The organism is Actinoplanes sp. NPDC048988 (assembly GCF_043197815.1).
Lineage (GTDB): Bacteria > Actinomycetota > Actinomycetes > Mycobacteriales > Micromonosporaceae > Actinoplanes.
Genome location: NZ_JBICTW010000020.1, coordinates 119,172 through 145,049 on the forward strand (window position 1 = coordinate 119,172; position 25,878 = coordinate 145,049).

A 25,878-nucleotide genomic window follows, 5' to 3' on the forward strand; every position below is an offset into this window, starting at 1 on the left:
TCAGAGCATCGCCGTGTAGGTCTGCGCCTGCTCCACCGCGAGCAGTGTGGCGCCCAGGCACTCCTCGAGCGACTGGTCGGCCTGCGACAGAGACGCGTGGGCCGCGCCGACCGCGTCGTTGCCGCTGCCGTCGAGCGCGGCGGCCAGGCTCTGCTGGGCCTCGCCGATCTTCTCCCGGGCCGCCTGTATCGCCGCCTGCCCTTCGGTCACTTGCTGAAGTGCGGCATCGACGGCCGCTTTGACCTCGGCGACACTGGCCACCCGTGCAGCCTCCTGCTGTGCGGAAACCGGACTACTGTCGCAAGCGTACTGCCCCCTTCCTGTCCGGGTATCCCCGCACGCCCCTTTTGCCACGCCCCCAGTCGACGTGTGGCACGACCTGCGAAAAGACTCTTCCGGTACGCGGCCGGACAGTCCACTTCGGGCGATTTGGCGTACGGCGGCAGTCGCTCTTGAGTGAACAGGATTGAACCCGCGGGGTGATCTTTCACCCGGCCCGCGTGCGGCGCGCCGCGTCGGCCAGGGTCCGCGGCAGGTCGCCGGTGCGCTCGTGCTCGCGGCGCAGCCGGTCCGTGCCGGTGCCCACGGTACGCAGCGGCGCCAACAGCTCGTACGCCGTGCCGAGGTCGCCGTGCCGGTCCAGGGCCGGCGTCACCGTCTCGACGAGCTCGTCGACCAGCTCCCACGCCGGCCGGGTGCTCTCCCGCGACGGATCCAGCAGCGTGCCGCCCAGCCCGCTGTGCGCCGCGTTCCAGTGCGCCGCCTTCAGCACCCAGTCGGGGACGGGCAGGGCCCGCCGGCCGGCCGCGATGTCGTCCAGGGCCGTCCCGACCAGCGCCCGGACCAGGGCCGTGAGCAGCACCCCGTCCGCCACCGACGGGCACACGTCGGCGACGCGCACCTCGACGGTCGGATAGCGCGCCGACGGCCGGGCGTGCCACAGCAGCAGGCTCTCGTCCATCATCACGCCGGCGCCGACCAGCAACCGGACCATGCGCTTCAGATCGGCGGGCGATTCGAAGTACGGCGTCGGCCCCAGGCTCGGCCACCGGTCGAGCTGCATGGCCCGCCAGCTCGCGTGCCCGGTGTCCGCGCCCGCGGCGAACGGCGAGTTCACGAACATCGCCTGCAGGACCGGCAGCCACGGCCGCAGATGGTTGCCGACCTGGACGGCCGTCTCCACGTCGGGCACACCGACGTGCACGTGACACCCGCAGACCGCCGGGTCGCCCACGATCGGCCCGTAGTGCCCGGCGATGGCCCGGTACCGGGGATCGTCGGTGACCGTCAGATCCGGCTCGCCGACCGGCGTGGCGCCGAGCGCGACCAGGTTCGCCCCGGCGGCCGCGGCGGCCTCCCCGGCGGCCTGCCGCATGGTGCGGAGGCTGTCCGCCACCTCGTCGAGGCTCGAGCAGACCGGCGTCACCATCTCGATCATGCTGTGCCGGAACTCGCGCCGGCTCTGTTCCCGCAGCGGCTCCGGCAACTTCCCGGCCACCGCCGGCGCGACCGGCACGTTCTCGCCGGTGCGCGGGTCGAGCAGCAGGTACTCCTCCTCGACCCCGATCGTCGGTCCGTTCATCGGGTCGCGGTCAGCAGCACGAGGGCGATCCGCTCGGCGTGGGCGTAGGCCGGCCCGTCGAGCTCCTCGTCGTACACGTCCGGGTCCCACTCCCGGTAGTCCCACCGCAGGCCGGTGCCCGCCAGCCGCTCGGCCGCGGCCTGGCGGAACGGATCGGTCCCGCCGACGATCCCGGTCCCGGCGAACAGGACCAGACAGCCGTCCGGGGCCAGGCGCTCCGCGGCCGCGTCGATGATCGCCATGGACAGCTCGTGCCCGTGCGCCCCGCCGTGCCGGTACGCCCGGCCGGCCGGGTCGATCATGAAGGGCGGGTTGGAGAAGATCAGGTCGAACTCCCCGTCCACGTCGTCGAGCAGGTCGCTGCGGCACGGCAGTACACCGGGCGTGCCGGCCAGCTCCGCGTTGATGCGGGCCAGCCGCAGCGCCGCCGGGTTGATGTCGACCGCGAGAACACCGGCCTCCGGCGCCCGCTTGGCCACCGTGATCGCGCCGGCCCCGGTGCCGCAGCCGATGTCGACCGCCCGCCGGATCGGGTGCGCGCGGCTCTCGACGTGCGCGGCCACGGCGTCGGCCATCCGGTAGGTGTCCGGCCCGAAGAAGACCGAGTCCTCGGCGTCGGTCGGAAAGGCCGAATGGACGAAGAGCTCTCCGTCGTACGAGGAGAACCGCACCGTGCTGCGCCACTCGTCGCCGTCGCGCCGTAGCACCCCGGCCGCGTCCATCAGCTCGACGATGCGCTCGGGGAGCACGCCCGGCCCGAACGGCCGGCTCCACCCGAACACGTCCCGCGGGCCGCACGCCCGCTGGTTCTGCGGCCGCCGGTTGACCCTCTCGTGCGTGGCCGGTGTGACGGTCGTGAACTCGTAACCGGTCTCACGCAGAGCCCGGCCCAGGTCGATCAGGGCAGCGTCGATCGCGTCGGTCGGCGCGGCGGTCATGGCGGTGATCGTCATGGCGTGCCGCATGCCCACGATCGTCCCGCCCATTCCTGCCGGCTCCCGGCCTGTCTCGGTCCCCGCGTGGCGACGAGCATGACCAGTGCGATCGGCCGCGGCCTGCTGGAACTCGTCACGGCCGCCGACCACGCCAGCGCCGCTGAACAGCACGAGCGAGCCGTGCGGGGCCAGGTGGGCGGCGGCCTGGTCCAGGATCGCGGTCGGCAACTCGTCCGGGCCGTCACCGAGGTAGGGCTGCCGGGCCGGGCCGAACAGAACGGGGCAAATCATTCACCGGCGGCGCTGGCGAGTGACCGGGGTTACGGGCTGTGGGAGAGTGGTCACAATTCAGCGCCTCGGTACGCTCGACGGCCCCCTCACCTCGGCGCCCAGTTGTGTCACGCGATCGCGCAATCCGCGATCTGCTGTCACAACCACGACGCGTCTGGCCGGCGCCTCCGCCCGTACCACGTCGACGATCTTGTCATCGCCCGAGCCGTCGGCGCGTTCCACGCGGACGCCGCCCTCGGCTTGCGGTGTCTGGCCGGCCTTACCCTCCACGACCAGCGCGACCTCGACCGGGCCGGCCAGATCGGGCAGGCCGGTTTCCATGATCGGAGTCAATGCGTCGCGCAGCCGCAGGGCCGCGGCGGCCCGGTCACGCCACCACCCATCAGGTACAGAACCGACGACGTTCGCCCCGTCGACGATCACGAGAGGTACGGTCATGAAGTTGAGCGTACCTGAGTCAACTTTTGTGGCGGATGGGGAATCAATCGATCCCGCGCGGCGCTGATAGGGGTCGTGCAAGGTGGGTAAAGGCCCCCGGCACAACGGCTACGGAGAAGAGAGAAGACGTATGAGCATCGGACCGATCGGACCGGGTGGGCCCGGCCAGTGGGACGACTTCTTCGCGCGCTTCTTCGGCGCGGCGGACCCGCGCCGTTCGCAGCGCATCGACATCACCAAGTACATGAGCGGCGACGCCCGTGAGGTTCTTTCCGCGGCGGCGCGCCGGGCAGCCGAGCTGGCCGACCCCGACCGCACCATCGCCGACCTGGACACCGACCACCTGCTCTGGGCGACTCTGCAGCTCGAGCCGATGAAGCAGACCGTGCGCCGCGCCGGGGCCGACCCCGAGCAGCTGCTGTCCGCTCTCGGCCGCCCGGCGGGCGTCAGCGAGGAACTGCCCACGCAGGTCCAGCTCACCCCCGCCGCGAAGCGGGCGCTGCTCGACAGCCTCCAGATCTCGCGCGCGGTCGGCGCGTCCTACGTCGGTCCCGAGCACATCCTGATGGCCCTGGGCCTCAACCCCGACTCGGCGGCCGGCCGGCTGCTGGGCGGCAAGCTCGACCCGCAGGCGCTCCAGCAGTCCGCCGAGCCGCAGCCGGGCGCCCCGCGCGCCGCGGCGCAGCGCGGCGGTGGCGGCGGCAACGCCAACACCCCCACCCTCGAGCAGTTCGGCGTCGACCTGACCGAGCTCGCCCGCCGCGGCGAGATCGACCCGGTCATCGGGCGCGCCGGCGAGATCGAGCAGGCCGTGGAGATCCTGTCCCGGCGTACCAAGAACAACCCCGTCCTCATCGGTGAGGCCGGCGTCGGCAAGACCGCGATCGTGGAGGGCCTGGCCCAGCGCATCGTGGACGGCGACGTGCCGCTGACCCTGGAGAACAAGCGGGTCATCCAGCTCGACCTGGCCGGCCTGGTCGCGGGCACCCGCTACCGCGGCGACTTCGAGGAGCGCCTGCGCAAGGTCATCGACGAGATCCAGGACTCGGGCGACAGCATGATCGTCTTCCTGGACGAGATCCACACGCTGGTCGGCGCCGGTGGCGGCGGCGAGGGCGGCGGCATGGACGCCTCCAACATGCTCAAGCCGGCCCTGGCCCGCGGCAAGCTGCGCGTCGTCGGCGCGACCACGCTCGACGAGTACCGCAAGCACATCGAGAAGGACGCGGCCCTGGCCCGTCGCTTCCAGCCCGTGCTGGTCGGCGAGCCCAGCGTCGAGGACACCGTCGCGATCCTGCGCGGCCTGCGCGACAACTACGAAGCGCACCACCAGGTGCGGATCACCGACGAGGCCCTGCAGGCCGCGGCGGAGCTGTCCGACCGCTACATCACCGACCGGTTCCTGCCGGACAAGGCGATCGACCTGATCGACCAGGCCGGCGCCCGGGTGCGGCTGAGGGTCAAGACCCCCGACGCCGACGTCCGGGAGAAGGAGCGCCGCCTCGAGCAGCTCTCCCGCGACCGTGACCAGGCCGTGGCGGCCGAGAACTACGAGAAGGCGGTGGCCCTCCGCGACGAGATCAACTCCCTGAAGGAGCAGATCGCGTCGGCCGGCGTCTCCGCCGACGGCGTGCCCCAGGTGACCGACGCCGACATCGCCGACGTCGTGTCGCGGGCCACCGGCATCCCGGTCGCCCAGCTCACCGAGGAGGAGAAGGAGCGCCTGCTGCGCCTCGAGGGCTACCTGCACGAGCGGGTCGTCGGACAGGACAACGCGGTCGAGGCGGTCGCGGAGGCGGTCCGCCGCTCGCGGGCGGGGCTCGGCGACCCGGACCGGCCGGTGGGCAGCTTCCTGTTCCTCGGGCCGACCGGTGTCGGCAAGACCGAGCTGGCCCGTTCGCTGGCCGAGGCGCTGTTCGGCGACTCGGACCGGATGATCCGGCTCGACATGAGCGAGTTCCAGGAGCGGCACACCGTGTCGCGTCTGGTCGGTGCCCCTCCCGGCTACGTCGGCTACGACGAGGCCGGCCAGCTGACCGAGGCGGTGCGCCGCCGCCCGTACAGCGTCGTGCTGCTGGACGAGATCGAGAAGGCCCACCCGGACGTCTTCAACATCCTGCTCCAGGTGCTCGACGACGGCCGGCTGACCGACAGCCAGGGCCGCACGGTGAGCTTCAAGAACACCGTGCTGATCATGACGAGCAACCTCGGCTCGGACATCATCAGCGGCACCCGGCGCAGCGTCGGCTTCGGCACGGGCGCCGACGGCGCGGCCGAGGAGGAGCTGCGCGACCGGCTCGACCGCCGCCTCAAGGAGCAGCTGCGGCCCGAGTTCATCAACCGGATCGACGAGATCATCGTCTTCCGGCAGCTCGAGCAGGAGCAGGTCCGGCAGATCACCGAGCTCATGCTCGACGAGACGCGGCGGCGCCTGCACGCGCAGGACATCACCCTGGAGATCACCACCGAGGCGATCGACTGGCTGGCCGAGAAGGGCTTCCAGCCCGAGTTCGGCGCCCGCCCGCTGCGCCGGGTCATCCAGCGGGAGCTGGACAACCGGCTGTCGAAGATGCTGCTCGGCGCCGACCTGGCGCAGGGGCAGAAGGTCAAGGTCGGCGCGGCCGACGGCAAGCTGACCTTCGACGCCTCCTGAGGTACCAGTTAGCGACGAAGGGGCTCGGCTTACGCCGGGCCCCTTCCGCTGTGTATCAGGCCGTCGTAGACGCCCAGGTGGGGATAGTCGACGCGCCAATCGAGGTACGCGGGATTGCGCGCGGCCACTTCGACGTACGCGTCCTGGGCCATCTCGATCAGCTTGTGCGCGCTGAGCGCGGCCGGCGAGTCGGGATGCCACCCGATCACGTACCGCCAGCGCAGGGGCGCCCCGCGCAGCGGGCGGTGGGCCAGACCGGCCGGAGCCCGGAACGTGGGCTGGCACAACCCCAGCGCCGACCCGGCCTCGACCATGTCGACGCAGCCGCGGATGTCGCTCTCGAGCACCCGCCGCGGGGTGAAGCCGGCCCGCGCGCAGGCCGCCGCGAAGCAGTCGCCGAAGCAGCCGTCGCCGGTGCCGGCCACCCACTGCTCGTTGGCCAGCTCGGCCAGGTCGACGTCGGTGCCCTTGGCGTTCGGGTGGTCCTCGGGCATCAGCACGCACACCGCGTCCACCGCGACCGTCTGCCACACCAGGCCGTAGTCGGCCGACGGGATCGCGTCGCCGCAGACACCGACCTGGCAGTAGTCGAGCTTGCCGGCGATCACCATGTTGGCCAGCTCGTCGACGTAGTACGAGGCGTACGTGGTGATCTGGGCCTCCGGCTCGGCCATGGACAGCCGGTGGACCATGCCGCCGAGGATGGGACCGCCGATCGCCCCGAACCGGTAGCGGCTCATCCGGCCCTCGCCGGTCGCGCCGGCCAGCCGGGCCGCCTCGTCCTGCAGGCCCTTCATGGCCGGCAGGAGCACCCGGGCCCGGGCCAGGACGAGCTCGCCGAGCGCGGTCGGCCGCGCGCCCCGGCGGTCCCGCTCGAACAACGGGCCGCCGAGGGTGCGCTCGATGCGCTGCAGCTGCGCGGTCAGCGCCGGCTGTGCGAGCCCCAGCTGCGATGCCGCCTTGGTGACACTGCCGGTCTCCGCGATGGCGCAGACCACCTTGAGGTGCCGCAGCTCCAGGTTCATAGCGTGACGTTAGGACCACATATACATAGATGGCTAGCCCTACGCGCCTTCGAAACATCCCTCACTTGTGACAAATGGGTTAACGAATCCGGTGTTTTCCCTACAAATCCTTGGCGTACGTCGTACGACGGGTGACGGCATCGCGCAATTTGTCCACCACGGCCACGGCCGGATCGACGACCTTGTTCCACGGGGGAACCGACGGCGTCGCCGGGTGCGGACGGGTCGGCGCCGCCTCCTCGGCCGTCTCGAACCGGTTACCGACCCGGATCAGATCCTCGATCGGCACCATCTGCACGAGAACCGGCAGAAGCTCCTCGGCGTCCGCGTCGACGTGCCGGCGCACGGCCGCGGCCACGTCGTCCCGGGCCGCGGGGTCCCGTTGCAGCCGTTGCAGGGTGACCAGCAGCGCCTGGTCCTCGGCCAGTTCCCGGTCGGTCAGCTCCTCGCCACCGGGCACGGCCTTGCGGATCGCCGGGTAGAGATACTGCTCCTCGCAGCTCAGATGCCGCGACAGCGTGGCGATCACGACGTCGGTGACCCGCTTGTCGTCCGGGTCGGCGAGCATGCGGTCGCACAGCTTGAGCAGGTCGCGGTGTTGCTGGGTGATGACGTCGACGACATTGCGCCCGGTGGTCTCGCCACCCAGCGGCGGAAGCGGGGGAAGATTCAGCGAAGTCACGGCCGTCACGTTTCCCGCAGTGGTGGCCGCCACAAACCTCCCAGTCCAACCACCCCACCGCCGCCCTTGATCTGACTGAAGGCCCGTAATCATCTGCTGGTAGGAATAGGCGATGAAGACCACCGCCGTCGAGGAGGTCACCGGCCTCTGCCGCGACCTGCTGCGCATCGACACCACGAACACCGGCGACCCGCGCACCACGGTCGGCGAGCGCGTCGCCGCCGAGTACGTCGCCGAGAAGCTCGGCGAGGTGGGCATCGAGTCCGAGATCCACGAGTCGGCGCCGACGAGGGCCAACCTGCTCGCGCGCATTCCCGGCGCCGACCGCAGCCGTGGCGCCCTGCTCCTGCACGGGCACCTCGACGTGGTCCCGGCCGACGCCAGCGAGTGGTCGGTCGACCCGTTCTCCGGCGAGGAGAAGGACGGCTACCTCTGGGGCCGCGGCGCCATCGACATGAAGGACTTCGACGCGATGATCCTCGCGGTGGTCCGCGAGTGGAAGCGCACCGGCTACGTGCCGCCCCGCGACATCGTGCTGGCCTACACGGCCGACGAGGAAGCCGGCATGGAGTACGGCTCGCAGTGGCTCGTGCGCAACCACCGCGACGCGTTCGACGGCGTCACCGAGGCGATCGGCGAGGTCGGCGGCTACTCCTTCACCGTCAACGACGACCTGCGCCTCTACCTGGTGCAGACCGCCGAGAAGGGCCTCGACTGGCTGCGCCTGCACGCCACCGGCCGCCCCGGGCACGGCTCGTTCGTGCACGACGACAACGCGATCACCACCCTGGCCGAGGCGGTGTCCCGGGTCGGCCGGCACCGCTTCCCGACCGTGCTCACCCCGACCGTGCGCACGTTCCTCGAGCAGATCAGCGAGGCGCTGCAGGTCGAGCTCGACCCGGAGAAGCCGGAAGAGGTCATCGCCAGGCTCGGCCCGATCGCCAACCTGATCGGCGCCACCGTCCGCAACACGGCCAACCCGACCCGGCTCGAGGCCGGATACAAGGACAACGTGATCCCCGGCCGGGCCAGCGCCACCATCGACTGCCGCACCCTGCCCGGGCACGCCGACACCTTCCTGGCCGAACTGCGCGAGCTGATCGGCCCCGGCATCGACATCGAGCACGTCTCCCAGCAGACCGCCGTCGAGACCGGCTTCGACGGCGCGCTGGTCGAGGCCATGGCCGACGCCCTGCGGGCCGAGGACCCGGCCGCGCGCACCATCCCGTACATGATGTCCGGCGGCACCGACGCCAAGGCCTTCGCCACCCTCGGCATCCGGTGCTTCGGGTTCGCCCCGCTGAAACTCCCGGCCGACCTGGCGTTCTCCTCGTTGTTCCACGGCATTGACGAGCGCGTTCCGGTCGAGGGACTAGAGTTCGGCGTGCGTGTGCTCGACCGTCTGCTCCGAAACAGCTGATTTTGTGTGGAAGGACCCACTTCGATGACCGACCAGAACGCGGAGCTCGACGCCGCCCTCGAGCGGGTCGTTGAGGCCGCCCGGGCGCATCTGACCGCCGTCAAGGCCGCCGAGGGCCGCATGGATGACGACGATGTCTGGCAGGCGTACGTCAACCTCAACAACGCCTCTTTCGCGTACGACGAGAAGATGCTCGACGCGTACGGCGAGGTGACGCCCTGGGACGTCGAGTCGATCGACCCCGACGAGGCCGACCAGCGCTTCGGCCTCGGCGTCGACGGCTTCGACCCGGCCGAGTCGACGGACCCGTACCCGCAGGTGCTCTCGGTGCGCCAGCGCCGCGACTACCGCGTGCCCAGCATCTCGGCGCTGCTGCGGCGGGCCGAGACGGCCCGGCGCGGCGCCGTCCCCGAGGACGAGGACCCGGGTCCGGTCGAGACGGTCGGCGAGGCCGTGCTCGAGCTGCTGCAGGCCGGCGACGGCTCGCTGAGCTCCCTGGACGTGCCCGAGCTGGAGCCGCTCGACGGGTTGCTCACGGTCAGCGAGATCTCCGAGCCGCTCGACCTGGAGGCCTTCGAGGACTCCGACGGCGACGGCCCGTTCGCCCCGAAGCAGGGCGACCTGCTGGTCGGGCGCCTCGACGAGCACCCGTACCTGCCCGACGAGGAAGAGGACCACGCCGGTCACCACCACTGAGGCTCTTCGGTTGTCGACGAGAAAGGCCCGTCCGCGTTCGGACGGGCCTTTCTCAGTAGCTCAACCCCGGTTGCGGGGTGGGCTGCACACGACGGCGGAGCATCACCTTGCGGGTGCCGTCCCGGTAGAGCTGCACCCGGGCCAGCTCCCATCCCGAGAACTCCGCCTGAATGGCGAGCTGCGCCGCCGCGGTCAACCGATCGACATTCGAGGGCAACCTCAGCGGCGCGTATTCGTAGTCCATGGCACCTAGAGTGCACCCGCTCACGGGGCTCCGACAAGCACTGACCAGCGGTTATCCACCCCGGCGTCAGATCTACGCTGGTCAACGCCGGTGCCCGCCCGGACGCTGCGGCGGTGGTCACAATCGGCGATCTTCGCCGTCCGTGAGGGGTCAGGGCTCGCCGTCGCGTTCGGGGTAGCCGACGTCGATGGCGGAGACGTCGTCGAGGGCGTTGGCGATCTCGGCCGGCAGGGTCAGGTCCTCGCTGAGCAGGGCGCCCTGGAGCTGGGCGGCCGTGCGGGCGCCCAGGATCGGGGCGGCCACGCCGGGGCGGTCGCGCAGCCAGGCGAGGGCGACCTCGACGGGGGAGACGCCCAGGCCGGCGGCCGCCGTGACGACCGCCTGGACGATGCTCGAACTGCGGGGTTCCAGGTACGTCTGCACGAACGCGGCCAGGTGTTCGGTGGCGGCCCGGGAGTCGAGCGGGCGGCCGTTGCGGTATTTGCCGGTGAGCACGCCCCGGCCCAGCGGCGACCAGGCCAGCACGCCGAAACCGAGCGCGGCCGCCGCCGGCAGGAGTTCGCGTTCGATGCCGCGTTCCAGCAGCGAGTACTCCATCTGGGAGGCCACGATCGGCGCCCGGCCCGGGTAGGCCGCCTGCCACGTCGCCGCCCGGGTGGTCTGCCAGGCCGCGAAGTTGGAGACGCCCACGTAGCGGACGCGGCCGCTGTTGACCGCGTGGTCCAGGGCGCCCAGCGTCTCCTCCAGGGGCGTCATCGGGTCGTACCCGTGCACCTGCCAGAGGTCGACGTAGTCGGTGCCGAGCCGGCGCAGCGAGGCGTCGAGCGAGCGCAGCAGGTTGCCGCGGGAGCCGTCGCGGGTGCGGAAGCCGTGCGGGGTGAGGCCGGCCTTGGTGGCGATGACCACCTCGTCGCGGGGGACCAGGTGGTCGAGCAGGGAGCCGATCACGGCCTCGGCGTCGCCGTCGCCGTAGACGTCGGCCGTGTCGAGCAGGGTGCCGCCGGCCTCGAGGAAGAGTTTCAGTTGCGCGGCCGCGTCGTCCGGGTCGGTGTCCCGGCCCCAGGTCATGGTGCCGAGAGCGAGCCGCGACACCGCCAGCCCGCTTCGGCCGAGCGGTCGCTGTTGCATGAGTGAACCTTATTCAGACAGTCTCCTTAGGGAAATGCTGACGCCCTGCTAGAACCGGTCGGTTACCTGACCGAGATCACTCAGGGTGGGCCATTAGGCTGCGATCAGCTGAAACGAAGGGGAGCGCACGTGCGTCTGGGACTGAGCCTCGGCTATCAATCGGCGTGGAGCACACCGCAGGACCATCTGGCGATGGCGCAGGAGGCGGACCGGCTGGGCTACGCCGTCGCCTGGTCGGCCGAGGCGTACGGCTCGGACACGGTCAGCATGCTCTCCTGGATCGCCGGGCAGACCCAGCAGATCGACCTCGGCGCGGCCGTCATGCAGATCCCGGCCCGCACCCCGGCCATGACCGCGATGACGGCCGCGACCATCGACACGCTCTCCGGCGGCCGGTTCCGGCTCGGCCTGGGCGTCTCGGGCCCGCAGGTGTCCGAGGGGTGGCACGGCGTGCGTTTCGGCAAGCCCCTCGCCCGTACCCGGGAATATGTCGAGATCGTGAAAATGGCGATCGCCCGGCAGCCGGTGTCGTATCAGGGCGAGCACTACACGCTGCCGTTGCCGGACGGGCCGGGCAAGGCGCTGCGGCTGGGCTTCCACCCGCCGCGCGAGGCGATCCCGATCTACCTGGCCGCCGTCGGGCCGAAGAACCTGGAGCTGGCCGGCGAGATCGCCGACGGCTGGCTGGCCATCTTCTTCGCGCCGGACGCGGCGGGGGAGTACCTGCAGCACATCGAGCGGGGCCGGGCCAAGAAGGGCCTGGGCCTGACCGGTTTCGACGTGGCGCCGACGGTGCCGGTGGTGCTCGGCGACAACGTGGCCTGGTGTGCCGACGTCGTGCGGCCCTACGCCTCGCTCTACGTGGGCGGCATGGGCAGCCGGGAGCAGAACTTCTACAACCAGCTTGCCGTACGTATGGGGTACGCCGACGAGGCGGCCAAGGTGCAAGATCTGTACCTCAGCGGCAAGAAGGCCGAGGCGGCCGAGGCCGTCCCGCAGGAGTTCATCGAGCGCACCTCGATCCTGGGCAACAAGATCCAGGTCAAGGAGCGGATCCGGCAGTACGCCGCGGCCGGCGTGGGCACGCTCTCGATCAGCCCGTACGTGGGCGACCTCAAGAGCGGCATCGACACCCTCCGGATCGTCGCCGAGGCGTACGAAGAGTCCGGCGTGGCCGAGTAGTGGCCACCGTTCTGCTGCTCCGGCACGGGCGTACGACCGCCAACGCCACCGGTGAACTGGCCGGGCGGCTGCCGGTGGAGCTCGACGACACCGGCCGCCGCCAGGCCGAGCGGGCCGGTGAGCGGCTGCGGGCGCTGCCGCTCGCGGCGGTGGTCACCAGCCCGCTCATCCGCTGCCGGACCACCGTCGAGCTGGCCCTGCCCGGGGCCACGCCGGTGGTGGACGAGGCCTTCACCGAGTGCGGCTACGGCGACTGGGAGGGGCGGCCGCTGAAGGAGCTGGCCAAACAGGAGCTGTGGCCGGTGGTGCAGCAGCATCCCAGCGCCGCGGTCTTCCCGAACGGGGAGGCGATGGCCGCCATGTCGACGCGCGCGGTCGCGGGCGTCCGCAAGTGGGACGCCCGGGTGACGGCCGAGCACGGGCCCGAGGCGCTGTGGGTGGTGTGCAGCCACGGTGATGTGATCAAGGCCATCGTGGCGGACGCGCTCGGCCTGCACCTCGACCAGTTCCAGCGCATCGTGGCCGACCCGGCCTCGGTGAGCGTGATCAGGTACACCCCGACACGGCCCTTCGTCGTGCGCGTCAACGACACGTCGGATCTGTCGTCGCTCGTGCCGCAAGCGGCTGTCGCCTCGGACGCCGCCGTCGGCGGCGGGGCCGGAGCAGGGGTCTAGGAGAGCACAGTGTGACCGGCGGGTTACCGCTGGCTGGTGTGCGTTGCGCCGTGGGCGAACCCGGCCCCGTGGGGATGCGCGAGGGCCGCCGACGGTGGATAGGGTTGTCGTCATGACCCACCAGGTGCACTCCTTCGAGCCGCCGGAGCGGTTCGTGGCCGGGACGGTGGGCGAGCCGGGTGACCGGACGTTCTTCCTCCAGGCCCGCGGTGGCGGCCGGGTGATCAGCGTTGCGCTGGAGAAGGTCCAGGTGTCGTTGCTCGCCGAGAAGCTCGAGGAACTGCTCGTCGAGGCGAACAAACGCTTCGGTGTCTCGCTGCCCGAGACGGCCATGCTGGCCGGGCACGACAACGAACCCCTCGACACCCCGGTCGACGAGGAGTTCCGCGTCGGCACGCTCGGGCTCGCCTTCGACGTCGACACGAGCACTGTGGTGATCGAGGCCATCGAGGCGGGTGAGTCCGAGGTCGAGATCGAGCTCGGCGGCGACCCCGACGACGACGACCCCGACGAGGACGACGCCGATGTCGAGGACGACGAGGACGACGAGCCCGACGACGACCTCGACCGGCTCCGGGTCCGGCTGACCCCCGAGGCGACCCGCGCGTTCATCGACCGGGCCCGCCGCGTGGTGAACGCCGGCCGCCCGCCGTGCCCGCTCTGCGGCCAGCCGCTCGACCCGGCCGGCCACCTCTGCCCCCGGCACAACGGCTACCACCGGTGACGGCTGAGCCCGCGGCGGCGCTTGCCGAGAGTGACGCCCTCGAACTGCTCGCCCGCGGCGAGATGGAGATCGAGGGACGGCTCGTCGACGCGTCGAACACGACGCTGCGGGCCGAGATCACGCTGTCCGGGCTGACCCGCCGCTGTGTGTACAAGCCGGTGCGCGGCGAGAAACCGCTGTGGGACTTCCCGGACGGCACGCTGGCCGGGCGCGAGGTGTCGGCGTACCTGGTGTCCCAGGCCACCGGCTGGGACGTGGTGCCGCCGACGATCCTGCGTGACGGCCCGCTCGGGCCGGGCGCCCTCCAGCTGTGGATCGACGAGCCCGAGACGGCGGAATCGCTGATCGGCTTCGTGCCGGCGTACGACGTTCCCGAGGGCTGGCTGGCGGTGGCCAACGCCCGCGACGAGGACGGCGACGCGTACGCGCTGGCCCACGCCGACGACCCGCGGCTGGCCCGGCTGGCCGTGTTCGACGCGGTGATCAACAACGCCGACCGCAAGGGCGGCCACGTGCTCTACCCGGCCACCGGCTCGGTGCACGGCGTCGACCACGGCGTCTCGTTCCACGTGGAGAACAAGCTGCGGACGGTCCTGTGGGGCTGGACCGGCAAGCCGCTGATCGACGAGGCCGCCACGGTGTTGCCCGAGCTGATCGCCAAGCTCGACGGCGAACTGGGCGCGAGCCTGGAGGAACACCTCACGATCTCCGAGGTGCAGCACGTACGCCTGCGCGCCAAGCGCCTGCTGCGCGCCGGCCGGTTCCCGCAGCCGCCGCAGGACTGGCCGGCGATCCCCTGGCCGCCCGTGTAGTAAGTCACGGTCGCCGCCTTTGTTCCTACCAGCTGGATAGGCTTCAGAACCATGGACGCTTGGACCGGGCACGATGTGCCGACCCTGCCCGGATCGGGGCAGCCGCCTCGCCTGTACGACTCGGCCCGCCGCTCGGTGGAGCCGTCGCTGCCCACCGGCGACGCGGCGACGATGTACGTCTGCGGCATCACCCCGTACGACGCCACCCACCTGGGCCACGCCGCCACGATGATCACGTTCGACCTGGTCAACCGCCTGTGGCGCGACAACGGCCACGACGTGACGTACGTGCAGAACGTGACTGACATCGACGACCCGCTGCTCGAGCGGGCCGCGCGTGACGGCGAGGACTGGGTCGTCCTCGGCATGCGCGAGACGGCCCTGTTCCGCGAGGACATGGAGGCGCTGCGGATCATCCCGCCGGCGCACTACGTGGGCGCCGTCGAGTCCATCCCGTCGATCGTCGAGCACGTCAACTCGCTGATCACCGCGGGCGCGGCCTACACGCTCGACGACGGCACCGGCGACGTCTACTTCTCGGTGGCCGCGGCCCCGCGTTTCGGCTACGAGTCGTCGCTGAGCCGCGACGAGATGACCGTGCTGTCGGCCGAGCGCGGCGGCGACCCCGACCGGGCCGGCAAGCGCGACCCGCTCGACCCGCTGCTGTGGCGCGGCGCCCGCGACGGCGAACCCGCCTGGGACGGCGGCGACCTCGGCCCCGGCCGCCCCGGCTGGCACATCGAGTGCGCCACCATCGCCCTCAACCTGCTCGGCGACACCATCGACGTGCAGGGCGGCGGCAACGACCTGATCTACCCCCACCACGAGTGCTCGGCCGCCCACGCCGAGACCCTGACCGGCGCCGAGCCGTTCGCCGCCCACTACGTGCACGCCGGCATGATCGGCCTCGCGGGCGAGAAGATGTCGAAGTCCAAGGGCAACCTGGTCTTCGTCTCCCGCCTGCGCGGCGACGGCGTCGACCCGATGGCCGTACGCCTGGGCCTGCTCTCGGGTCATTACCGCACCGACCGCGAGTGGACCGACGAGGTGCTGAAGACCGCCGAGGAACGCCTGGCCCGCTGGCGCGCGGCGGCGGCCGCGCCGTCCGGCCCGTCGGGGGAGGGCCTGCTGGCGGCCGTCCGCGAGAGCCTGTCCAACGACTTGGACGCCCCGGCCGCGCTGGCGCTGGTCGACGCGTGGGCCGAGGCCGCCCTGTCCTCGGCCGGTGACGACGAGCAGGCGCCCGCCCTGATGTCCCGCACCGTCGACGCTCTGCTCGGCGTCAAACTCTGAGGCGGTTCCCGGCCCCGGCCCTCCGATGAGTTTCGGCGGGCCGGGCGGTCTACCGGGCATGACCTCGATCCAGCCCATCGCCAGCACGCCCGATCTGCCCCGGCTGCGCGCCTTCTACGAGAAGGTGCTCGGCGCGACGGAGACCCTTCGCTTCCCCGACGAGGGCCCCGAGTTCTACGTCGAGTTGCGGATCGGCGAGACCACACTCGGCCTCGCCCAACGCGACAGCACCGAAACCGGGGCGCCGGTGCGGATCATCCTGAGCGCCGAGGTGGCCGACGTCGACGCGCTGCTCCCGGCGGTCGAGCTGGCCGGCGGCTCCGCTCCGTCCGATGCCAACGACATGCCGTGGGGTCAGCGGGTGGCCCACGTCCTCGACCCCGACGGCAACATGCTCAACCTGACCAAGCGGCTCTGAGATTTTTCTCGGCGTGTCGCGGTCTCCGGCCCGGCCCGTACCACGGGGAGCGCTCAGCACACCGTTCGCCCGCGCTCGAATGTGGAGCGCCCCCGCGAGGACCCTAGACCGTGATCTTGGGTTACTGGGCGGTTCAGCGATTTTGTACGCGGTCGGTCGGACCTATCCGAAATCAGCCACATTTTGGTCACAAAAGGGCCAGACTTTCGGTGGTCAAACAATCGTCCGAAAGGAAATACCATGCGTCGTCCGGTCATGTACGTTGGTGGTCTTCTGCTGGCCGCCGGTGCGAGCCTCGCCTTCGCGGGTCCCGCCTCCGCCGCTGCCTCCCACGACAGCCACGCTGCCGTTGTCGCCCACAACCCGTACGGCGACGACAACGACGTCGACTTCGACTACGACTACCGTTCGCTGAACTACGACCTCGACTACCGCCTGAACAACGAGGACAACGACGAGTACACCCAGGTCAGCCTCGTGAACCTGCTCAGCCCGAACGGCGAGAAGAACCAGGGCCTGGGCCTCGGCGTCCTCGGCAACGGCGGCATCTTCGGCTGACCAGCCACAACCTCACCGGCGCCAGCCGCCGCTGACTAGAACCCGAGGTGTCCGGTGTGGACACCTCGGGTTTCTCGTTTCCCACCCGCTCTTCCGCGGCGTCGCCCCGCGCCTTCGAACCGCCCCCTGACAGCTGCCGAGCTATGTGGACTCCGCCGCCTCCCGTGTTGCCGCGTGGTGCTCCAGCTGCCGGCCCCAGTCGCCCTCCGCTCTCAGGGCGCGCGCCGGCCCCGCGTGTGGGCGCCCAGGCCGAAGCGTTCCGCAACCGGCCCCTATGTGTTCGTCTGCGAACCGACGTGCCTGGCCTGGTCGCGGTCGGGGTCAAGTTCCCACGTCCGCGCGACGCCGCCGAACACCTCGACGAACGCCCGCGCCGGCCTGCTCGCCTTTACCGCGTTCCCGCGTGAACTCTGCCGTCGGATCTGGTCGAACGACCCGCAGGCACGCCTGCACACAGAGATCCGCCGCCGCGCCGACGTCATCGGCATCCTCCCGGAACCGGTCCGCGGTCATCCGTCTCGTCGGCGCCGCCGCTACATGGGCCGCGACCTGATCCCGGCCAGCCCCTGCGCCGGCGCGGACCGGGACGCTCGCCTCCACATCGACCGCGCCTGTGGCGATGTCAAGAACGCCCGACGAAAAGACAAGGACGCTTGACATCATGACAAGGAAGCGCGACAGTCGGAGGCATGGCTGATCGAAGGTCGGAACTGACGCGGACAGAAGCCGTCGCCGTCTGGGCGGGCAGCGCCACCTGGGTGGCCGGCATCGCCGGCGCTGTAGCGCGCACGCTGATCGCCGAGGAAGCCGAGGGCTGGGTTGCGGCGGCTGTCGCCGGGGTGGCGGCCGTTGGGTTTTTGGTGGTTGCGCTTGTCGTGGGGCGGGCGGCTCTGCGGCGGGAGGGCGTCGAGCGTACCGTCGCTGTTGAATCGTCCGCTCTGGCCTTCTGGGCTACCGTGGGCGCGGCTCTGACCTACAGCATTGTGGACTCGTTCGCCGACGTGCCCGCGCTCAAAGGTCCCTGGGTGCTGCTCTTCGGGCTGCTCGCCTGGACCGTGGCGCAGGCTACCCGCCAGGAGCGGTACCGCTGATGCGCAATTGCCTTCGGGTGCTGCGGGCCGAGCGGCGGTGGACGCAGGAAGCCCTGGCCGAGAAGCTTGGCGTGTCCCGCCAAACTGTCAACTCGATCGAGACCGGCAAGTACGATCCGAGCCTGTCCGTCGCCTTCGGACTGGCCCAGGTCTTCGGCTGCCGCATCGAGGACATCTTCACCCCGGCGCCGTCCGAAGTCCTGACCCCCGGCCACGGTGGCGGCGACGCCTAAGTCAGGGCCAGGCCCGGCCCGGGCTCCGGCTCCGGCATCGGGGCGGGAATCTTGTACTCCTCGGTGAGCGTGGTCATCGGGCCCGGCCATGTCGCCTGCGCCACCTCGATCGGCTTGCGCGATTCGTCGAAGGCGACATGCAGCAGGTGCAGCACTGGCGTGTCGGGGCGGATCTGCAGGATCTCGGCCTCGTCGCGGCTCGGCTGGCGGGCGCTGATCGTGTCGGTCGCCGAGGCGTACCGCTTGCTCAGAACGTCCTCGGCCTCCTGGTAGAGGGGCCGGCCGAACGCCTCCGCGCGCTCCAGCGACGTGCCGCTCGCGTCGGTGACGCGGAACCACGAGGCGCCCAGCTCCACCGTGGCGTCGTCCGTCTTGACGATGTGGCGGCGGACCAGCATCTCCGTCCCGTCCCGGACCCCGAACGCGTCGGCCACCTCGGGCGGGGCCGGTTCGCGGCCGACGCTGACGAGCTGCTGGCGGTACCGGGCGGCCAGGTCGGCGTGGTAGCCGCGGTGGGCGCCGTAGCGGCCGCGGGACAGGCGGTTGAGGCGGCGGCGGGTGCCGCGTACGTACGTACCGGAACCCGGTTTTGTGATCAGAATGCCTTCGACCCGCAGCTGGTCGACGGTCCGCTGCACGGTCTGCTTGGCCACGCCGAACATCTCCGCCATGGCCGGGATGGAGGGCAGCCGCTCGCCGGGTTGCCAGTCGCCGCTCCGAATGCGTTCCCGCAGCTGGGCGGCGATCTGCCGGTGAGGGAACTCCGCGGCGCCGGGATTGATCGTCATGCCGACCTCCTAACCCTAGGTTCCTAGGATGCACAAGAGGGTGCGACATGCCCGGAGCGACACGCCGGGAAGCATAAGAATGTCGTAGCGGGGTGGGGCGTACGGACCGTAACTCCCGTCGAGGGCCGCGGCGGGCCGAGCTGGGCGCTGGCGCGCCCAGGACGCTCGGCCCACCACGGCGACGTGCGTGAGTGGTGGCGCTCGGAAAACCGTTACCAGGAACCGGCGGTGGGGCCGGCCGAGCCGCCGCGGCGGCGCAGGTACTTCTCGAACTCGCTGGCGATCTCGTCGCCGGTCAGGGGCTGGATGCCCTCGTCGCCGACGCGTTCCTCGAGCTCGCGGACGTACTCACCCAGCTCGGCGTCCTGCTCGGCGGCGGCGCGGACGCGCTTCTCCCACTCGTCGGCCTCCTCGGCCAGGTCGGTCATGGGCACCGGCAGGTCGAGCACGTCCTCGAGGCGGCTCAGCAGGGCCAGCGTCGCCTTGGGGCAGGGCGGGTTGTTGGCGTAGTGCGGCACGTGCACCCAGAAGCTCAGCGCGTCGAGCTCGGCGCGGCCGGCCGCTTCCTGCAGGACGCCGACGATGCCGGTGGGCCCGTCGTAGCGGGTGGGGGCCACCTTGTACTTCTCGGCCGCGCCCTTGTCGGTGGCGGAGCCGCTGATCGGCAGGGGCCTGGTGTAGGGCACGTCGGCGAGCAGCGCGCCCAGCAGCACGATCCGGGTGACCTCGAGGCTGTGGCAGACCTCGAGGATCTGCTCGCAGAAGGTGCGCCAGCGCATGCTCGGCTCGATGCCGCGGATCAGCACCACGTCGCGGTCGCTGCCGGGCGGGCTGGCCACGGTGAACCGCGTCGTCGGCCACTCGATCTTGCGGGTCTCGCCGTCGGACATCGTGACGGTGGGCCGGCTCACCTGGAAGTCGTAGAAGTCCTCCGGGTCGATGGTGGAGATCTCGCGGGCCTGCCACACCTGCTCGAGGTGTTCCACGGCCGCGGTCGATGCGTCCGCAGCATCGTTCCAGCCCTCGAAGGCGGCGATAGCCACGGGGGAGCGGAGCAGCGGAAGGCCGTCGAACTCAGTCATAGCCAAAGCCTACTTGCGCCCGCACCACACCACCCGTCGGCCGCGCCGCCGCAGTGTCACGCTCAGCGCCGGAACATTCCGCCTCTAAAACGCCAAAACATGCTTATTTCGTATGGCCTGGCTCGGTCAAACTTTGGCGGGGATGCGGCGGTGCAGTTCGGTGATCAGCACGTCCGGGCCCGGCGACATGAGACCGACGTCGACCAGATACGCCACGCGGCCGTCGCGGCGGCGGGTGCGGGGCGCGCGGCCGGGGCCGTCGAGTTCCTGGGCGAACTCGCCGTCGCGCGGGGTGACGATCAGCTCGGCGAACGGGCCCCGGTAGCGCAGGGCGACCGTGTCGACGCCGGCCCAGGGCAGGTGGACGGGGCGGCGTCCGGTGGCCGCGAAGTCGAGGCCCCGCATCGAGGTGTGCAGCCAGCCGAGACGGCGCCACACCAGCAGCATGATCAGGGCCGAGGTGACCACCGGGACGATCAGCGCCAGCTCCACGGTCACGACCAGGTCGCCGACCGTGAGGGTGGCGCCCAGGGCGAGCCGCAGCACGGTGAACAGGCCGAGCGTGGTGACCCAGACCGCGGCCACGACCCAGAGCATGGTGACGAAGACGTGGGCCCGGGGCTGGAAGAACGTCAGCGTGTCGTCGTCCGGTCCGAGCACTTCGTCGATGTGCGCCACGCTCGAATTATGACCGATCTTTCGGGACATAGCGGGCGATTATGGGTGGGTGGGCGTGATGCGACTGACCGGGCCGCCGTACGGCGAGGCGGCGAGGGTGCTCGACGAGTACCGGCAGCACTACGGGGCCAACCCGGCGCCGGAGGCGGTGGAGGCCTGGCTGGGGGAACAGGTCGACTCGGGGCGGATGAAGGTCTGGGTGGCCGGCGACGCGATCTGCACGGTGGCGGTGGTGCCGGCGGCCCTGACCCTGCGTACGGTCTGGCTGATCCGAGATCTTTATGTCCGCCCGGCGGCCCGCCGGCAAGGGCTGGCCCGGGCGTTGCTGGCCGCCGTCGAACAGGAGGCCCGGGCCGGCGGCGCGCACCGGCTGTCGCTGCAGACCGAGACCGCCAACAGCCGGGCGATCGACCTTTACGCGGCCAGCGGCTTCGCGGCGGTCACAGAGGTGACAGTGATGGACGATGTGCTCGGGTGAAGTTGTACAGCCGGTAGATCAGCAGCAGCTCGAACGCGAGCATCAGCAGCGCCGACACCACGGTCAGCGCGACGACCTGGTGCAGAACCGGCCCGACGATGAAGACGAACATCATGAACTCGATGCCGCTGAACAGGTGCGGCCGGATGCGGCGGCCGACGAGCATGTTGCGGTACCTCCACCAGCGGGGCGCCACCGTGGCGCCGACCGGCGCGTCCACCACCACGACCGGGTCCGGGGCGCCGACCTCGGCCCGCACCTTCCCCATCTGCAGGGCGTTCAGGTACCGGAACATGTCCAGGAAGATCACCAGGCCGGCCAGCCAGATGTACGTGAAGTCGCGCGTCGCCTCGTACTGCCCGCCGAACAGGCCGACCGCGCACGCCAGCACCCGCAGCCGGTCGAACACGTAGTCGAGCCACGAGCCGAACGGCGACGACTCGTCGCGCAGCCGCGCGATCTTGCCGTCCATGCAGTCCAGGACGAAGCTGAGGTGGAACAGCAGCGCGCCGGCGAGCAGCCACGGGTAGCTTGCACGCCAGAAGCACAACGCCGCGCCGAGCCCGACCACGAAGGCCAGGACGGTCAGCCGGTTCGGCGTGACCGAGCGGAAAGGGGCCACCAGCTTGACGAGCCGCGCCGCGAGCGGGTCGACCAGCAGCACGGTCCACCACGCGTCCTTCTCCTTGTAGGTGCGCGACCGGATCTCGTCGAGGGTGTAGTGCCGCCCCATGCTGCCGCCCCAGAAAGTGAATTTCGGACCTCGCGGACCTTACTAGAACCTGAATCGTCCTGGACAGACAAAGATCCTCAAGCACCCGGGAGTACTAACGGTGGAGGCCATCCACGTCGCCGGCGATCTCGAAGCGGTGATCCTGACCGAGGAGCAGATCCTCGCCCGGGTCGCCGCGCTCGCCACCGACCTGCACGCCCGCTACGCCGACAGCGTCCCCGTCCTGGTCGGTGTGCTGGGCGGCGCCGCCACCTTCACCGTCGACCTGGCCCGCGCCTACCCGGCCCAGGCCGAGATCGGCTGGATGGCCGTCAAGTCGTACAGCACCCGCAATCGTGCCTCCGGCTCCGTCCGCCTCCTCAAGGACCTCGACGTCGACATCCGCGACCGCGACGTGGTCATCCTCGACGGCGTCATCGACACCGGCCTCACCATGACCTGGCTGATCGCCAACCTGGCCCAGCGCGCCCCGCGGTCGCTCTCGGTCTGCGCTCTGCTCCGCAAACCGGAAACGGCCCGCTTCGCCGACACCCCGACCTATGTGGGCTTCGACGTGGGCCCCGGCCTCATCGTGGGTTACGGCCTGGACCACGAGGGCCGCTACCGGAACCTGCGCTGCGCCGCGATTCTTGCCCCGCAGGCGCGCCATGCCGCAGGCCGTCGAAGAGGATAGTGGTGATCAGCCGGGCTTCCGCTGCCAGCCGTCGACGGCGCGCATCTCGCAGACGCCGCCCATCGCGCGCAGGAGGGTGCGCCCGGTGACGTCGCCGCGGACGGTGCCCACGGCCGTCCCGGCCGGCGAGCAGCTGATCGAGAGACCCGGCCATCCGCGTGCGGGCGTCCTCGAAGACCGGCGAGTCGGTGGTCATGATGCTCTCGAGCGCTTCGGCCATGCCCGTGCCGACGGCGGCGTGGTCGAGCGGCGGACAGCGCGGCCCGCCAGTCCGGCGCCCGCCGAGTGCGCCCCTTGGACGACGCCGACCTCGCCACGCACCAGGGCGGCCGCGTCTTCATCAGCCCATCCGGACATCCCTTCTGCCTCCGGCCTGCCTAACGCCGTTTCTGCCTTTGGCCCGCTTGACGCCCTTTAGCCCGCTTGACGCTGTTTCTGCCTTCGGCCTGCCTAACGCCGCTTTTGCCTCCGGCAGCCTGACGCCACCTTTGCATGGCTGGCCCGAGTCCACTCCCGGGTCTGTACCTCGCCGTCTCGCGCGTCGGCGAAGGCGATAGCTGGCAGGCGGCGCTCCGCGCGACGAAGCGAGCGGGCGGCCCAGCGTCGCCGTGGCGGTCGAGGGCGCGCTTCGGGCGGGGAACTCGGGCGGCGAGGCGTGGTCCGCGGCGCTGGTGTGGGGGCGGTGGGGCGGGGAAGCTGGGTGGATGCGGGAGCAGGTGCATTCGGTGCCGGTGGGGGTGCCGGTCGCGGCCTGCGAAGTTGCCGTGGGACGGCCGGACTGCCGGCTGCGTGGGCATGTGATCGGGTACTCCGGGTTTCGGTCCGGCGCCCGCGCGCCGATCGCGCACCGGCTGCTGGCGGTGTCCTCGGCAACGCTGATCATCGACTTCGGGTCGGCGTCGGGGCTGGTCACGGGCCCGCGGTCGGAGCATACGACCGACGGCGACACCACGTGGGGCCATGGCGTGTCGGTCGGGCTCACCCCGGCCGGGGTGGCCGCCCTCCTCGGCGTGCCGATGGGTGAGCTGGCCGGTGAAACGGTGGCCCTGTCGGAGCTGATGGGCCCGAACGCCACGCGGCTACCGTCGCGGCTGGCCGCCGCACCGGACTGGGCGGCCCGGTGCGAACTGCTCGACCTGATCCTGGGTGGCGCGCTCGGCCTCGAAGCACCCGCGCAGGGCTCGTCCGCTGTTCCCGCGCCGAGGGCTGCGGGGCCGGATCCGGCGGTGGTGTGGGCCTGGCGGCGGTTGCAGGAGGCCGGGGCGCCGCGGGTCGAGGCTGTCGCCGGGGAAGTGGGACTGGGCCGGCGGCGGCTGGAGCGCGAGTTTCGGCGGGACGTCGGGCTGTCGCCGGGGCAGGTGGCGCGGATCGCGCGGTTTCAGCGGGCGGCCGTGCAGCTCGGCGGTGGGGCGGCGCCGGCCGCGGTGGCGGCCGGCAACGGGTATGCCGACCAGTCGCATCTCACGCGGGAGATGCGGGTGCTGGCCGGGGTCACGCCGGGGGAGCTGCGGGTGCTGTTCGAGGAGGCCGGTGCGCGATTGTTCAAGACCGGTGGGCGGCCGGCTCCCTAGCGTGCGGGCATGACTCTGAGGGGAAAGACGGCGCTGGTGACCGGTGGGTCGCGGGGGATCGGGCGGGCGATCGTGAAGCGGCTCGCCGCGGCGGGGGCCCGCGTGGTGTTCACGTACAAGGAGAATCGAGCGGCGGCCGAGGAGGTGGCCGGTGCCGTGGCCGTACGGGCCGATCAGGAGGACCTCGGCAACCTGGCGGCGATGTTCGAGCCGGTGCGCGACGGGCTGGACATTCTCGTCGCCAACGCGGCGATCGTGGCGGCGGCGCCGATCGGGGAGCTGGGCGGGGACGACATCGACCGGGCGTTCCTGGTGAACGTGAAGTTTCCGCTGCTGGCCATCCGCGAGGCGATTCCGCTGCTGCGCGACGGTGGCCGGATCATCACCATCTCCACCCTCAACACCCTGGTCGCGGCGCCGGGACTGGCGCTCTACTGCGCCACCAAGGGCGCGCTCGAGCAGATCACCGTGGTCGCGGCCAAGGAGCTCGGGCCCCGCGGTATCACCGTCAACACGGTGTCGCCGGGTGCCACCGACACCGACCTGCTACGCGGCGCGAACTCGGCCGAGGTGCTGGCGCGGACGGCCGAGCTGACCTCGCTGCGGCGTCTCGGGCGGCCGGACGACGTGGCCGCCGTGGTGGCCTTCCTGGCGTCGGCGGACGGGGGCTGGGTCACCGGGCAGAACATCCGCGCTACAGGGGGTCTCTTCCTGTGAGCGGAGCGTCTACCCTCGCGGGGGTGAAGATCGTGACGCGCGTCGATCACCCGGAGCTGCAGGAGGAGGCCGCGACGGTCTTCCGCGAGCGCTGGCCGGAGTTCATCTTCCACGACGACGTACCCAAGAAGTATCTCGCCCGCGTCGAGGAGCACTTCAGCTTCTTCGACGTGATGGCGCTCGACGACGACGGCGCGGTGGTGGCCGGCGGCTGGGGTGTCCCGCTGGCCTGGGACGGCACCGTGGCCGACCTGCCGTCCGGCTACGACGGCGCGCTGGTGCGCGCGGTCGAGGGGCACGAGGGCGGCCGGGAGGCGACGACGCTGAGTTTCATGGCGGCGGCGGTCGGGTCGGCGCACGACAAGCGCGGCCTGGCGGCCGTCGTGCTCCGGGAGCTCACCCGACGGGCGTACAGCAAAGGTCTGGTGCATGTGATCGCGCCTTTGCGGCCGACCTGGAAACACCGCTATCCGACGGTGCCGATGTCCGAGTACGCGTCGTGGACGCGGGCCGACGGCCTGTCGATCGACCCGTGGATCCGGACGCACCAGCGGATGGGCGCCCGGATCCTGGGACCCGCGACCGAGTCGATGGTGATCGCGGGCACCGTGGCGGAGTGGGAGAGCTGGACCGGCATGGTCTTTCCCGTCACGTACGACTACGTGGTGCCCGACGCCCTCAACCTGGTGCGCGTCGACGTCGGGCAGGACCGCGGCGTCTATGTCGAGGAGAACCTATGGGTCCAGCACATGGGCCCGCCCGAGGTCAGATGAACGACCGGATCAGCACGATGGCGAAGAACACGATGATGAAGGCCAGGTCGATGGACATGCCACCGGCGCGGATCGGCGGAACGACCCGCCGGACGGGCGCCAGGATCGGCTCGGTCAGGTTGAACACGCCGCTGGTCAGGCGCGAGCGCAGACCGCCGGGCGCGGACGGGCCGGCCAGGACGACACTCCAGTCGAGCACCGCCCGGGCCACAAGCAGCAGCTGCACCAGCAGGAGCACCAGGCTCACGATGGCGAGGACAGCACCCACGAGGAACCTCCAGTAACCGGATGGGTTGGTGCACCTAC

The 25,878-nt window shown here is 71.1% G+C and carries 30 protein-coding genes and 1 pseudogene; 18 read left to right on the forward strand and 13 right to left on the reverse strand.

The genetic code is table 11. The features are described from left to right. The 4 genes from ACGFJ7_RS40305 to ACGFJ7_RS40320 all read right to left on the reverse strand — a co-directional run bounded on the left by ACGFJ7_RS40305 (position 1) and on the right by ACGFJ7_RS40320 (position 3,246). On the reverse strand, positions 1 to 261 hold the full coding sequence (locus tag ACGFJ7_RS40305) for a hypothetical protein (protein WP_097321034.1): 261 nt from the start codon (positions 259 to 261) through the stop codon (positions 1 to 3). Positions 262 to 487: 226 nt separating this feature from the next. Beyond that, positions 488 to 1,582 (reverse strand): glutamate--cysteine ligase, encoded by a 1,095-nt coding sequence (locus ACGFJ7_RS40310; protein WP_360254457.1) that lies wholly within the window; start codon positions 1,580 to 1,582, stop codon positions 488 to 490. Next, complete coding sequence (locus tag ACGFJ7_RS40315) at positions 1,579 to 2,808, reverse strand: class I SAM-dependent methyltransferase (protein ID WP_360254459.1); 1,230 nt, start codon at positions 2,806 to 2,808, stop codon at positions 1,579 to 1,581. Before ACGFJ7_RS40315 ends, ACGFJ7_RS40310 begins: the two co-directional genes overlap by 4 nt. A 57-nt stretch (positions 2,809 to 2,865) precedes the next feature. Then, positions 2,866 to 3,246 (reverse strand): hypothetical protein, encoded by a 381-nt coding sequence (locus ACGFJ7_RS40320; protein ID WP_360254461.1) that lies wholly within the window; start codon positions 3,244 to 3,246, stop codon positions 2,866 to 2,868. 130 nt (positions 3,247 to 3,376) lie between these two features. Between ACGFJ7_RS40320 and ACGFJ7_RS40325 the strand changes: the two genes are divergently transcribed. Beyond that, positions 3,377 to 5,899 carry an ATP-dependent Clp protease ATP-binding subunit gene (locus ACGFJ7_RS40325; protein ID WP_360254463.1) on the forward strand — a complete coding sequence of 841 codons (2,523 nt, stop codon included), beginning with the start codon at positions 3,377 to 3,379 and terminating at the stop codon, positions 5,897 to 5,899. Between the two features lie 29 nt (positions 5,900 to 5,928). On the opposite strand, the gene ACGFJ7_RS40330 is transcribed toward ACGFJ7_RS40325, so the two are convergent. Beyond that, positions 5,929 to 6,924, reverse strand: a complete 996-nt coding sequence (locus ACGFJ7_RS40330; protein ID WP_360254465.1) for a LysR family transcriptional regulator — start codon at positions 6,922 to 6,924, stop codon at positions 5,929 to 5,931. Between the two features lie 100 nt (positions 6,925 to 7,024). Continuing rightward, on the reverse strand, positions 7,025 to 7,606 hold the full coding sequence (locus ACGFJ7_RS40335) for a hemerythrin domain-containing protein (RefSeq protein WP_360254467.1): 582 nt from the start codon (positions 7,604 to 7,606) through the stop codon (positions 7,025 to 7,027). 112 nt (positions 7,607 to 7,718) lie between these two features. On the opposite strand from ACGFJ7_RS40335, the gene ACGFJ7_RS40340 reads away from it, so the two are divergent. After that, positions 7,719 to 9,026 (forward strand): M20/M25/M40 family metallo-hydrolase, encoded by a 1,308-nt coding sequence (locus tag ACGFJ7_RS40340; protein WP_360254469.1) that lies wholly within the window; start codon positions 7,719 to 7,721, stop codon positions 9,024 to 9,026. A 24-nt stretch (positions 9,027 to 9,050) separates the two neighbouring features. Then, positions 9,051 to 9,722, forward strand: coding sequence for a hypothetical protein (locus ACGFJ7_RS40345; RefSeq protein WP_360254471.1), 672 nt, complete (start codon positions 9,051 to 9,053; stop codon positions 9,720 to 9,722). Positions 9,723 to 9,774: 52 nt separating this feature from the next. Here ACGFJ7_RS40345 and ACGFJ7_RS40350 read toward each other — a convergent pair whose 3' ends face one another. Then, positions 9,775 to 9,966, reverse strand: a complete 192-nt coding sequence (locus ACGFJ7_RS40350) for a DUF5703 family protein (protein ID WP_360254473.1) — start codon at positions 9,964 to 9,966, stop codon at positions 9,775 to 9,777. A gap of 150 nt (positions 9,967 to 10,116) precedes the next feature. After that, positions 10,117 to 11,094: an aldo/keto reductase gene (locus ACGFJ7_RS40355; RefSeq protein ID WP_360254475.1), complete on the reverse strand. Its 978-nt coding sequence runs from the start codon at positions 11,092 to 11,094 to the stop codon at positions 10,117 to 10,119. Positions 11,095 to 11,223: 129 nt separating this feature from the next. Here ACGFJ7_RS40355 and ACGFJ7_RS40360 point away from each other — a divergent pair, with 129 nt between their 5' ends. The 10 genes and pseudogenes from ACGFJ7_RS40360 (at position 11,224) to ACGFJ7_RS40405 (ending at position 18,079) form a co-directional block, all read left to right on the forward strand. Next, a complete protein-coding gene (locus ACGFJ7_RS40360) occupies positions 11,224 to 12,276 on the forward strand; it encodes an LLM class F420-dependent oxidoreductase (protein ID WP_360254477.1) in 1,053 nt (350 codons plus the stop codon). Then, on the forward strand, positions 12,276 to 12,950 hold the full coding sequence (locus tag ACGFJ7_RS40365; protein WP_392647234.1) for a histidine phosphatase family protein: 675 nt from the start codon (positions 12,276 to 12,278) through the stop codon (positions 12,948 to 12,950). The genes ACGFJ7_RS40360 and ACGFJ7_RS40365 overlap by 1 nt, the downstream gene beginning before the upstream one ends. Before the next feature lie 112 nt (positions 12,951 to 13,062). Next, positions 13,063 to 13,674: a DUF3090 domain-containing protein gene (locus ACGFJ7_RS40370; protein WP_360254481.1), complete on the forward strand. Its 612-nt coding sequence runs from the start codon at positions 13,063 to 13,065 to the stop codon at positions 13,672 to 13,674. Further along, complete coding sequence (locus tag ACGFJ7_RS40375) at positions 13,671 to 14,486, forward strand: SCO1664 family protein (protein ID WP_360254483.1); 816 nt, start codon at positions 13,671 to 13,673, stop codon at positions 14,484 to 14,486. Before ACGFJ7_RS40370 ends, ACGFJ7_RS40375 begins: the two co-directional genes overlap by 4 nt. Positions 14,487 to 14,537: 51 nt before the next feature. Continuing rightward, positions 14,538 to 15,779 carry a cysteine--1-D-myo-inosityl 2-amino-2-deoxy-alpha-D-glucopyranoside ligase gene (mshC, locus tag ACGFJ7_RS40380; RefSeq protein ID WP_360254485.1) on the forward strand — a complete coding sequence of 414 codons (1,242 nt, stop codon included), beginning with the start codon at positions 14,538 to 14,540 and terminating at the stop codon, positions 15,777 to 15,779. Positions 15,780 to 15,837: 58 nt separating this feature from the next. Further along, positions 15,838 to 16,197 (forward strand): VOC family protein, encoded by a 360-nt coding sequence (locus ACGFJ7_RS40385; RefSeq protein ID WP_360254487.1) that lies wholly within the window; start codon positions 15,838 to 15,840, stop codon positions 16,195 to 16,197. 240 nt (positions 16,198 to 16,437) lie between these two features. Further along, complete coding sequence (locus tag ACGFJ7_RS40390; protein WP_360254489.1) at positions 16,438 to 16,755, forward strand: hypothetical protein; 318 nt, start codon at positions 16,438 to 16,440, stop codon at positions 16,753 to 16,755. Between the two features lie 305 nt (positions 16,756 to 17,060). Next, positions 17,061 to 17,284: pseudogene (locus ACGFJ7_RS40395) on the forward strand (transposase); the annotation flags it as partial. Between the two features lie 160 nt (positions 17,285 to 17,444). Then, positions 17,445 to 17,846, forward strand: a complete 402-nt coding sequence (locus ACGFJ7_RS40400; protein WP_392647237.1) for a hypothetical protein — start codon at positions 17,445 to 17,447, stop codon at positions 17,844 to 17,846. Further along, positions 17,846 to 18,079, forward strand: coding sequence for a helix-turn-helix transcriptional regulator (locus ACGFJ7_RS40405; protein WP_392647240.1), 234 nt, complete (start codon positions 17,846 to 17,848; stop codon positions 18,077 to 18,079). The genes ACGFJ7_RS40400 and ACGFJ7_RS40405 overlap by 1 nt, the downstream gene beginning before the upstream one ends. Here ACGFJ7_RS40405 and ACGFJ7_RS40410 read toward each other — a convergent pair. The 3 genes from ACGFJ7_RS40410 to ACGFJ7_RS40420 form a co-directional block, all read right to left on the reverse strand. Next, on the reverse strand, positions 18,076 to 18,867 hold the full coding sequence (locus tag ACGFJ7_RS40410; RefSeq protein WP_392647242.1) for a GntR family transcriptional regulator: 792 nt from the start codon (positions 18,865 to 18,867) through the stop codon (positions 18,076 to 18,078). The two genes, ACGFJ7_RS40405 and ACGFJ7_RS40410, sit on opposite strands and share 4 nt — an antisense overlap. 212 nt (positions 18,868 to 19,079) lie before the next feature. After that, entirely contained in the window at positions 19,080 to 19,949 is an 870-nt protein-coding gene (locus ACGFJ7_RS40415; protein WP_360254499.1) for a PAC2 family protein, read from the reverse strand. Positions 19,950 to 20,075: 126 nt separating this feature from the next. Further along, positions 20,076 to 20,657 (reverse strand): hypothetical protein, encoded by a 582-nt coding sequence (locus ACGFJ7_RS40420; RefSeq protein WP_392647245.1) that lies wholly within the window; start codon positions 20,655 to 20,657, stop codon positions 20,076 to 20,078. Between the two features lie 28 nt (positions 20,658 to 20,685). Between ACGFJ7_RS40420 and ACGFJ7_RS40425 the strand changes: the two genes are divergently transcribed. Beyond that, complete coding sequence (locus ACGFJ7_RS40425) at positions 20,686 to 21,105, forward strand: GNAT family N-acetyltransferase (protein WP_360254788.1); 420 nt, start codon at positions 20,686 to 20,688, stop codon at positions 21,103 to 21,105. Here ACGFJ7_RS40425 and ACGFJ7_RS40430 read toward each other — a convergent pair. Then, positions 21,068 to 21,838 (reverse strand): CDP-alcohol phosphatidyltransferase family protein, encoded by a 771-nt coding sequence (locus tag ACGFJ7_RS40430; RefSeq protein ID WP_360254503.1) that lies wholly within the window; start codon positions 21,836 to 21,838, stop codon positions 21,068 to 21,070. The genes ACGFJ7_RS40425 and ACGFJ7_RS40430 overlap by 38 nt on opposite strands. 100 nt (positions 21,839 to 21,938) lie before the next feature. Between ACGFJ7_RS40430 and ACGFJ7_RS40435 the strand changes: the two genes are divergently transcribed. The 4 genes from ACGFJ7_RS40435 to ACGFJ7_RS40450 all read left to right on the forward strand — a co-directional run bounded on the left by ACGFJ7_RS40435 (position 21,939) and on the right by ACGFJ7_RS40450 (position 25,572). Further along, positions 21,939 to 22,511, forward strand: coding sequence for a phosphoribosyltransferase family protein (locus ACGFJ7_RS40435; RefSeq protein ID WP_360254505.1), 573 nt, complete (start codon positions 21,939 to 21,941; stop codon positions 22,509 to 22,511). A 704-nt stretch (positions 22,512 to 23,215) separates the two neighbouring features. Further along, the gene (locus tag ACGFJ7_RS40440) at positions 23,216 to 24,082 is read left to right on the forward strand and encodes a helix-turn-helix domain-containing protein (RefSeq protein ID WP_392647247.1); all 867 of its coding nucleotides are present in this window, start codon (positions 23,216 to 23,218) and stop codon (positions 24,080 to 24,082) included. Positions 24,083 to 24,091: 9 nt separating this feature from the next. Next, on the forward strand, positions 24,092 to 24,799 hold the full coding sequence (locus ACGFJ7_RS40445; RefSeq protein ID WP_360254511.1) for an SDR family oxidoreductase: 708 nt from the start codon (positions 24,092 to 24,094) through the stop codon (positions 24,797 to 24,799). A 23-nt stretch (positions 24,800 to 24,822) separates the two neighbouring features. Continuing rightward, positions 24,823 to 25,572 (forward strand): hypothetical protein, encoded by a 750-nt coding sequence (locus ACGFJ7_RS40450; protein ID WP_392647249.1) that lies wholly within the window; start codon positions 24,823 to 24,825, stop codon positions 25,570 to 25,572. Here the strand turns inward: ACGFJ7_RS40450 and ACGFJ7_RS40455 are convergent. Then, positions 25,565 to 25,819: a YggT family protein gene (locus ACGFJ7_RS40455; protein ID WP_245923074.1), complete on the reverse strand. Its 255-nt coding sequence runs from the start codon at positions 25,817 to 25,819 to the stop codon at positions 25,565 to 25,567. The genes ACGFJ7_RS40450 and ACGFJ7_RS40455 overlap by 8 nt on opposite strands. Positions 25,820 to 25,878: the final 59 nt, after the last annotated feature.